Genomic DNA, 9,385 nt, shown 5'->3' on the forward strand with positions numbered 1-9,385 from the left:
AAGTAAGCTAAAGAGCGAAAAACGCTTGATTGGAAGCAACGGGCCGGGATAGCTAGACGGACATCCTGTAGGGTAAATGGCAAAAATTCTCTTTTTAGGGAGGGTTTAGGTAGGGTTTGGGACACTAGGTTATAACTCAAGGTAGATGACAAGGGCAGTATTGACGAAAGCTTGAGAACTAAACTTTTCTGTTTCTCGATGCGCTATCTTTTCTCTATCTCAGCTAGGAGCAGATAAGACCGAGCGATCGAGCGAATTTCGTCTAACTCACCAGAATTATATTGTAGGGCTTAATGTAACTTAACAAAAGCCCCTAGGGAAAGTCAATCACATTCTCCCCCTGTCTGTCCATCTGTCCCCTTGGACATCTAGTACAATAATATCTGAGAAAATAGATAAGACTCTCGGTTATTCAATCAACATTATGAACGAGTTACCTATTCGTCCAGCTAACAAAAATTTTACCCATAGTTGCTTGACTTTTGCCGATTTTTATGCGGGAATTGGTGGCTTTCGTCTCGGTCTTGAACAAATCGGTTGGCAATGTGTTTTTAGCAACGAAAATAACCCAGATTGTGTGAAAACCTACAATCACAATTTTCATGAATCCATAAAACCGCAAGATGTTGAAGCTTTAATTCCTAGCTTACTTCCCGATTTTGAGGTTTTTTGTGGGGGATTTCCCTGTCAGCCATTTTCCAGAGCAGGACAACAAAAAGGTTGGCAAGACAGTCGCGGACTAGCCATTCAGGAAATTCTCAGAATTTGCCATGAAAAAAAGCCTAAAGTTATCTTTCTTGAAAATGTTAGTAATATCGTGCGCTTAAATCAAGGGCAGATATTAAAAGATATATTAATCCAGTTAAAAGAAATAAATTATCTGGCTTTTTATGCAGTTATCGATAGTAAATATTTCCAAATTCCTCAATCAAGACCTCGCTTTTTTTTATTGGCTTTCCGAAAGGATTTAGGAATTAAAAACTTTCAATTTCCCCAACCTTGCCATGCAGAAGTGGGTATTGAAAAAATTATTGTTCCAGGGGATTATTCAATTCCCATATCGGGAAAATGGCAGCAGTATATTGATTATTATGCTGGCAGAATTAATGCCGAACAATTATCTTTTCAACTGCCAAAAACAAGAATAAGTATTGAAAGGGCAAGTGTTAATGTAGATTATGATAATTGTATTTATCAAATGAGATCTAGTGGCATCCGAGCAATTTCTATCCAAAAACCCTTTCCTACTTTTGCAGTTAGTGTTAGCGGTGGTGGTGCCATGATTCCAGTGTATAGCAAGGAAAGAAGACATTTAAGTCTCTTAGAAATAAAAAGATTAATGGGATTTGCCGATGATTATTATTTTCCTGTTTCTCGCACCGCTGCTATTAAACAACTTTCTAACGCTGTCTGTCCCCCAGTCATTAAACATATTGGTATAAATATTACTAAATCACTTAATTAGCTCGATTTAGCCGGTCTTCAATATTTTCTTGACTGGGGAAAATCATCTTAGTTACTTCAGGAAAAGCTAAGACGCATTCTGAACATTTATCAGGAGCATAGTTACAAAGATTACAGATTTGCCATTTGGATTTATTACAATAGAAGCAGAGAGCTTGAAAATTGTCATCGGCACTATTTCCACCTTTTTCTACGGGAATCCGATGATCCCAAACTAAACGCACTCGATCCCTAGCATAGGTATTTTGATTGATATTTTCTTTCTTTTTAAGAATTGAGCCAGAAAAATTACATTTATTTTTTTGTTGTTCTAAGATATTTCTCTGAATTAGGGATGAGGGAGGTGTTCTAATCGGTGGTTTAGTAGTGGTAAAAAGTTGTTGATGATCGGAACTATCTAAAATATATTTTTGACTGCCTAATCTTTTTTGTCCTGGGGGAGCATAAATAAAATTAAATCCCTCTTCATTCCAAAGTTCGCTAAAAGGTTTATTAGCATCAGCATAGGAGTCTTGAATTAAATTTTCAGGAATTTTACCCTTGAGTATAGTTTTTATCTCTTGTAAATTATTGGTCGCATTAGTTAGATCGCTCTCACAACCTTCTCCATACCTAATCAGAGTTAGCAAAGCAGCAATAGTTCTTTTTTTATATAAAATAATTACTCTGTTATCATTAAAGATAATTAAATATCCTTTTCCTTGAGGATTCTTGGTAATTTCCCTAATATCTTCTAACTTGATCCCACTCATCTTAATACCTCTAGAGACTACAGATAACTGGCTGTTAAAAATTGTCAGATGCCCCCCTTATTAAGGGGGGATTAAGGGGGGACTAAGGGGGGATCGGCACCCCCCTTATCAAGGTGAGCAGGAGGGATCAAAGACAAAATCTATCTTCAATTTAATTGAAACCACCTACTTATATTTATCAAATGAGGTCTAGTGGCATCCGAGCAATTTCTATCCAAAAACCCTTTCCTACTTTTGCGGTTATCGTTAGCGGTGGTGGTGCCATGATTCCATTGTATAGCAAGGAAGGAAGACATTTAAGTCTCTTAGAAACAAAAAGATTAATTTTCCTGTTTCTCGCACCGCTGCTATTAAACAACTTTCTAACGCTGTCTATCTCCCAGTAATCGGTACCCTGCCGATGGTTGTGAGTGTCATTTAAGCATCCTCGTAGTTTTGTACTGAAAATTTTTCCGTTAAGCTTGACCCTTTTCAAACGTCCTCTAAATCATCACCGGGGATAACCGTTGTATAGAATACATAATTAGGGTCTGATAGGTAGCGTTTATCCTGCTTGATGATTGCCATAAATTCTTTGTGTCCTTGTTTTGTTCGTCCCACGAGACAACCGGCACTTGCTCCACTAATGGCATTTTTCGGCAAATCATAGCCCCAGTGCTGATTAATGCCAAATATACCCTTCTGAATCCTGTCCCCATCCCGTCGAAAATCCTTGTTGGAGTCTCGGTACACCTCGATAGGTTGGGTCTGAAACAGTGCTTCATGACTTTTTGAACTTTTGGGCATGGGGTGCCAAGCTTTGATCCATGCTTGGTACTGTCCGAACTTGATGCGAGCGGCCCCGTTTGGATTTTGAGGACTGTAAGTATATTTATCACCAGGCTCTGTGGTAGCTTCCCAACTCCCAACAATTTCTGGTTTCCCATTTTTAAACTCAATTACCATACGCAGATCATTGAACTCATTGGGACGATCATCATTGAGGGTTCCATTAGGATTCATGCCTTCTACATAGACAATGTTATATTCTCTCGGATTCGTGAAGACTTGATAGCCTTTTGTTTTCATATATTTAATGATTCGGCTGGCCAAATCATTACCCAAGTCAAGGCTCCCAAATGATTGAGCAGTGGTAGTCGAGGTTGCTGCCTTGACTGTTTCGGGCTTTGCGGCTAACTCTTCCGTATGTAAAGGTGTAGAAGGTAATTGTTTGATAACTTGACAAGCTTTATCGTAATAACGTTGACGATCCGATAGTCCGTTATAACCACCATTAACTTTTTTTGTTACCTCTTTAACAGTTCCACCCCGATCGCAAAGAGCATTCATGTTATTATTCTTCCACCAAAATCCAGCACTGGTAAAAGGATAATTGGCACCAACGTAATCTGCGCCATCCATCACCTTGGGATCATTAATAAAACGAGAAAAAGCTTGATAATTATACTTACCAGTCAATTGAATTACACCTGCTCCGCGATACTTTTTCCCTTCACCAATTTTCGTATTACCTAGCTCTTTTGCTTTAGGATAGGGGGGATCATATGTTCGTTGAGCAGCTACTTGGCTCGGCCCCCAAATTTCCGTCATGTATTGCAAACCTGCACTTTCATGGGCTGTTTGGCTGAGGAAATGTCTAATTCGTGGCACTGTATTAATTTCAAATCGCTGTAAACAAGAGTTTAAGTCATTGAATTGTTGATCACTCATTTTACGTCCATAGACAGACTCAGCTTGCTGACGAGTTACAAGATTAACGCCTTGATGCTGACTTGATTCTGGCGCGGATACAGATGATCGGCCATTGTCTTTGCTAGATTTTTGCCAAGGTAAATGCCAATGATCCGACCAAAGATACCAAATGCCAGCACCGTAGTCTAACTCCACTAGGCAATGTCCGTCAATTTCTTCTGAATACTTGAGGACTTTGTATTCTTTGCCCACAGGAACTTCTTTTTTCTCGTTTTCACCGAGGTCTGATGAATCAATAGGCTGCTTTTTCAGATAGGTTTTAGTAGTTGCCTTGATGATGGTATTGGGGGGCGCAATGACCCAATTTTCGGGTTCTACCTTTGTGGCTGTAGCTGATCTTTGAATCGAGCGGGTGGCTGCGGCTTTGAGGGTTCCTCTATTTGTTAGGGAGATGGCAGAAATTCTTGATAATTGGTCAATGGCTTCCCGCGCTGAACCATTTTTACTGGACTGGGGAACAGATGATAGTATCTTGTGTTCCCAGGGTAAGTACCAGTGATCTGACCAAACATACCAAATTCCCTGGCCGTAGTCTAATTCAACGAGGTAATGTCCATCAGATTCTTGTGAATGCTTGAGGATTTTATACTCTGTACCCACAGGAACTTCTTTTTTCTCGTTTTCACCGAGTTGTGATGAATCAATGGGCTGCTTTTTCAGATAGGTTTTAATGGTTGCTTTAATCTTTGTATTGGGGGGGGCAGCGACCAAATCTGCCCGATTCTGGGTTACTGATAAGGTTGAGGTGACAGGTTTCGCCACCGCAGAAAGTTGAATTTTATCAAGTAAGGCTTTCCCGTTAGTCTGTTGACTCACCCAATCTTGATTTTGGATCAGCCAGTTTTTTATGGAATTATTTCCCCCATCTACTCCATCCCTTTCATACTCGTCAATAGCTTGCGCTAGTCCTTTCCTCTGCTCAACAGCAAACAAATCCTTTAGGATATCATCCCTTGATTGAGAATTGCCAAGGCCAATTCGGGCGATCGCCCGATTCATTTCGTACTTCCAGCTATCTCCCTCCGTTGATGCCCCCGGTATTCGTAGTTCGATGGCGCGATCGAGATAGGAGATGGCTTTGTCTAAATCAGGAGGCTGTGAACTGATATAAGCATAACCTAACTCTGCATTATACGAGGCATTATTGTTATCACTGGCTACCAGAGCCTCAAAAATCGGAATTGTTCTATTGACCCGATCTTTAAATGTTAGAGTTCTCCTTCCCAAGCTACGGGCATCATGGGCAAGATTAAAAGCACGTTCTTTAACATCATCAGTAGCAGATTCAAGTTTCTCTTGCATTTCTGATAATTCGGACTGATTTAGCCCTTCTTGAATCTGCTGGTTGACTAGATTGCGGATGTATGTTTTTTCTTCGAGTTCTTTTGCCTGAGATTCTGCTATCTCTTTGGCTTCATTAGCCGTGTCTATACGGTTAATTACCTTCTTTAATGCCGCATCTAGGATAGCTTTACCACCGTAGCCGCCCACCAATCCAGTGACAAAAATCGTGATTTCTAAGCCCGGATCGCCAAGGTTTCTAAGTTCCTGGGGTAAGAACTTATAGGCGATAAATGCCCCACCTATGCCAACAAAAATTTCTCCCAAAAAGCCAGGGTTGAGATTATTGGGATTTTTCTTACTCCAAGACGGCAATTCTAACTCGCCGTCAAGCAATATGGAGTAAAGTAATCCACCAAGTGCCCCAGCTAGTATCAGGCTTAGATAGAGAGGACTTACGTCATACGAGAAATTTTTTAGCAACCCAGTAATATTAATTGTTTTGGTGATACATTTTACCTTTTCCTGTCCCTCAGATATATCTGGTGGACAGGGAGACGTACTTGTAAGACTGATTAACCAAGCAAAGCAAAGAGCCATACCAAGTCCCAAGAAAAAGGTCAGGAGGAAATTAATAGCTTTGGGAAAGGGGGGAAATGTTAGGGGAGGTTTTTGTTTTGCTTTTTTCATGAATTTAGACTCCAAAACTCAGTTTGTTTACTGTTGAAAAATTATTTTTATTGGCAGGGATTAATGGGCTTAGATGACTCAATCTCGCTGTTACTTATCCGTCAGAATTATCCTGTCCGCTGTTGCTATCGTTATTCAAAGAGCGGAGCGATTTACCTAATAAATCTCCTAACTTACCATTTAGTAAAGATTGAATCAGTAACATACCACTGGTGGAAAGCATCAACTTGTTAATCTCTTCTCCATTTCCATTGGGAAAATTATAGATATTGGAGTCTCCCAAAATCCCCGCTTGGGGAGCTAATGCTTTAGCAATTTCAACAACCTGGGGTAAATTTTCTATTAATTGAGGTGCTAACTCCCGAACCATTTTAGCCGTGCGCTCGGCATCCGTAGCCGGTATGAGATGGTAACGCTTACCTTCTGCTTCTGCCAAACGTTCGATAGTTTTTGCTTCGTTCTCCACTGACTCTGCGGCTATTTCCGCTTGCAGCTTCTGGCGTTCGGCTTGGGCTTTTTCAATTGCTGTAGTAACAGCTTCTTCTGCTTCGGCGCGTTCTATTTCTGTTTCCAGCCGTTCTTTTTCTTTACTAATAATCGAGATGGTTGCAGCAATTTCTCCCGTTTCTATTTCTTGATTGACTGTTGCTTGTTTTAAGCGAAACGTTTTATTTTTCTCAATTAAGTCTGTGTCTTGTAGGAGCTTGTTAAGTTGAATTTCAATCTCTGTTTTGTGTTTGAGGGATTCTAGCTCTTTTTTGTCGTTTAACTCAGCAATTTCGAGCTTTTTCTTTAAAGCTAATTCAGAGATTTCGAGCGCCTCCTGTAGTTCTTTTTCTTTATCATTTTGGTAGGTTTCGATCTTTAGCTCGTGGTCGATCTTTGCCTTTTCGACTCTTTCTAGTGTTTCTAAATTTTTCAAAGATGTTTCTTGATGTGTAAGCTCTTGATTTTCCAGTTCAATCCCTATCTCTAATTCCTTTAGCCTTATATCTCTGCCTTTCTCTAATTCCTGTTTTCGTATTGTTTCTTCCGTATCTAATTCCTGTTTTCGTATTGCTTCTTCCGTCTTTAACTCTTCCGTGCGAGTTGCCAGAATTGCCGGTTGAATCACTTTTGTTCGAGCCTCAACTGCCTTGGCATCGAAATAGTTGTTAGGAGTGTAGTTGGCACTTTCTTCAATTTCACCAATAACTAGGTCTCTAACAGTTAATCCTAGAGGATTTAGGCAGTTACCAAGTATAGTCGTAGCCTCTTTTCCCACCTCTGTGCGATTTGTATGCAGATAGTCTAATGTATGTTTACTGGCACTTCCTCGTAGGGCGGTTTCGGCGCGTTTTTTAACAGCTTTCTCTACGGCTACGGTTGAAATACTGTCTTCTTCTACCAAAAATTTTTGAGCCTTTTGGTTGTCTTCTTTTGTGTCGGCAATAAAGACATAAATTGTCGCTTGTACATTGGCTCGTAAATAATCCTGAGTACGAATATTTGAGACTTCTATATCAACAGCAAATTCTTGGGATCGAATCGTGTCTGAGTCTGGTTCTGGTTCAGTCCATGCCTTGAAACCCCCAATAATTTTGTCTTTTTGCGACCACAAAGCAACCAGCATCAAAGTAAGCACAACAGTTACTCCTATCGGCACTAAAGGGAAACTGCCGTTACCTGGCGGTGGATTTGATAGGGAAGGTTCAGGGGAAGATTGAGCGACAATAACAGGCTCTGTTTGGCTGGGTTGTACTGCTCTCATATAGTAAAGATTCAGATCGGGAATTGCCAGCAATCTTAACATTTATGGTTTTCCGGTAGATAATATGTTAACAAAAATTTATAACCGTTCAGGGGTAGATCTGTTTCATTTACAGGGTGAGCGCATCTCAAACCCTATTGACAATTGTGCAATTTTGTGGTTTGCGTGGGCATTTCCAGTGATACCAGTCAATCAGAATAGTTACGAACTCTTAACATTTAGTCGATTTTTGCTTAACAATTGAGATAGAAAATTATACTCAAATATGCCTGAATCACCTTCTAGGTGAGCAACTCACCTAAGCTGTTAAAACCGAAAAAAAAGGGCGAATTTTGTTCACCCTAACAGACAAAGTAATCATCCTACAAAGTGCCGATAAACTTATCAATGCGATCGAATCCTTTTTCAATCGTCTTTAGGTCTGTAGCATAGGAAAGACGAATACAATCATCAGCACCGAAAGCAATACCGGGGATAGCGGCTACTTTTTGGGTTTCGAGGAGTTTCTGACAAAAATCCCGGGATTTTAAACCAGTTTGACTAATATCGATAAACACATAAAAAGCACCGTTGGGAGTAGGACAATTGAGTCCAGGAATGGCTCGCACTCGTTCTAAAATATACTGTCGGCGCTGGCTAAAAGCTTTGACCATTTCCTCAATGCAATCTTGGGAACTCTCTAAAGCAGCGATCGCACCGTATTGGGCAAAAGTGCAGACATTGGAGGTACTATGACTTTGGATCTTAGTCATGGCCTTGACAATTTCCACCGGTCCTGCTATGTAACCGACGCGCCACCCCGTCATCGAGAAAGCTTTAGCAAAACCATTACTAATAATACTGCGCTGAAAGATTTCTGGACCAAAAGAAGCGATACTGCGGTGAATTGCGCCATCGTAGAGGATTTTCTCGTAAATTTCATCAGAAACCACTAAAATATCCTTTTCAACCACAATGTTTGCTAAAGCTGCGATTTCTTCGGGAGTATAGACAATACCGGTGGGATTAGAGGGAGAATTGAGGACAAATAATTTAGTTTTCGGTGTAATTGCCGCTTCTAGCTGTTCGGGGGTGATTTTATAGTGATTCTCTAGGCTAGTGTTAACGATAACCGATGTTCCCCCCGCTAACGTCACCATTTCAGGATAACTCAACCAGTAGGGTGCGGGAATAATTACTTCGTCCCCCGCTTCAATTAACGCCATGATTAGATTGTAGAGAGACTGTTTACCGCCATTGGTAACGATGACATTATCGGCATTGTATGCTAATTGATTATCCCGCAGCAATTTCTCGGCGATGGCTTTTCTTAACCCCGCTTCCCCGGCAGCCGGTCCGTAGCGAGTTTTTCCCTCATCGAGGGCCTTTTTCGCGGCAGCTCTGATGTGAGTGGGTGTGTCGAAATCTGGCTCCCCGGCGCTAAAACTACAGACATCTTCGCCGTTTTTCTTCATTTCCTTGGCCAGAGAGTCGATAGCTAGGGTAAGGGAGGGAGTAACTTGATTGACTCGTGACGCTAGTTTCATAGTATTTTACCCTGAAAGGGCTTTTCTGATGACCTACACAACCTTTAGTATCGTCCATCACCTCGATTGTTCTGGGTGTTTTTTTATATAATCTCCGGAATTGCGGCGCTTAGGGATGGGTGTGGGGTGATGGGGAAGTGGGGAAGTGGGGTGTGGGGTGTGGGGTGTGG

General features: G+C 41.0%; 6 protein-coding genes and 1 pseudogene. 2 read left to right on the forward strand and 5 right to left on the reverse strand.

Going from position 1 to position 9,385, the window contains the following annotated elements:
* A pseudogene (locus PX481_RS00630) lies at nt 1-125 on the reverse strand (fatty acid desaturase); the annotation flags it as partial.
* 299 nt (nt 126-424) lie between these two features.
* On the opposite strand from PX481_RS00630, the gene PX481_RS00635 reads away from it, so the two are divergent.
* On the forward strand, nt 425-1,465 hold the full coding sequence (locus PX481_RS00635; protein ID WP_288093112.1) for a DNA cytosine methyltransferase: 1,041 nt from the start codon (nt 425-427) through the stop codon (nt 1,463-1,465).
* Here PX481_RS00635 and PX481_RS00640 read toward each other — a convergent pair.
* Entirely contained in the window at nt 1,458-2,216 is a 759-nt protein-coding gene (locus PX481_RS00640) for an HNH endonuclease (protein WP_002757799.1), read from the reverse strand. The genes PX481_RS00635 and PX481_RS00640 overlap by 8 nt on opposite strands.
* A 155-nt stretch (nt 2,217-2,371) precedes the next feature.
* Here PX481_RS00640 and PX481_RS00645 point away from each other — a divergent pair, with 155 nt between their 5' ends.
* Nucleotides 2,372-2,602: a hypothetical protein gene (locus PX481_RS00645; protein WP_223212964.1), complete on the forward strand. Its 231-nt coding sequence runs from the start codon at nt 2,372-2,374 to the stop codon at nt 2,600-2,602.
* A gap of 85 nt (nt 2,603-2,687) precedes the next feature.
* Here PX481_RS00645 and PX481_RS00650 read toward each other — a convergent pair whose 3' ends face one another.
* From PX481_RS00650 to PX481_RS00660, 3 genes are all read right to left on the reverse strand, one after another.
* Entirely contained in the window at nt 2,688-5,939 is a 3,252-nt protein-coding gene (locus PX481_RS00650; protein ID WP_288093115.1) for a DUF4257 domain-containing protein, read from the reverse strand.
* 94 nt (nt 5,940-6,033) lie between these two features.
* Nucleotides 6,034-7,731, reverse strand: a complete 1,698-nt coding sequence (locus tag PX481_RS00655) for an SPFH domain-containing protein (protein ID WP_288093118.1) — start codon at nt 7,729-7,731, stop codon at nt 6,034-6,036.
* Nucleotides 7,732-8,051: 320 nt separating this feature from the next.
* Complete coding sequence (locus PX481_RS00660; protein WP_288093120.1) at nt 8,052-9,215, reverse strand: pyridoxal phosphate-dependent aminotransferase; 1,164 nt, start codon at nt 9,213-9,215, stop codon at nt 8,052-8,054.
* Nucleotides 9,216-9,385: the final 170 nt, after the last annotated feature.

The organism is Microcystis sp. M53603_WE2, assembly GCF_030065435.1.

Coding starts and splice junctions, on each gene's coding strand:
- PX481_RS00635 (WP_288093112.1), top strand. CDS start 425: ATGAACGAGTTACCTATTCGTCCAGCTAACAAAAATTTTACCCATAGT.
- PX481_RS00640 (WP_002757799.1), bottom strand. CDS start 2,216: ATGAGTGGGATCAAGTTAGAAGATATTAGGGAAATTACCAAGAATCCT.
- PX481_RS00650 (WP_288093115.1), bottom strand. CDS start 5,939: ATGAAAAAAGCAAAACAAAAACCTCCCCTAACATTTCCCCCCTTTCCC.
- PX481_RS00655 (WP_288093118.1), bottom strand. CDS start 7,731: ATGTTAAGATTGCTGGCAATTCCCGATCTGAATCTTTACTATATGAGA.
- PX481_RS00660 (WP_288093120.1), bottom strand. CDS start 9,215: ATGAAACTAGCGTCACGAGTCAATCAAGTTACTCCCTCCCTTACCCTA.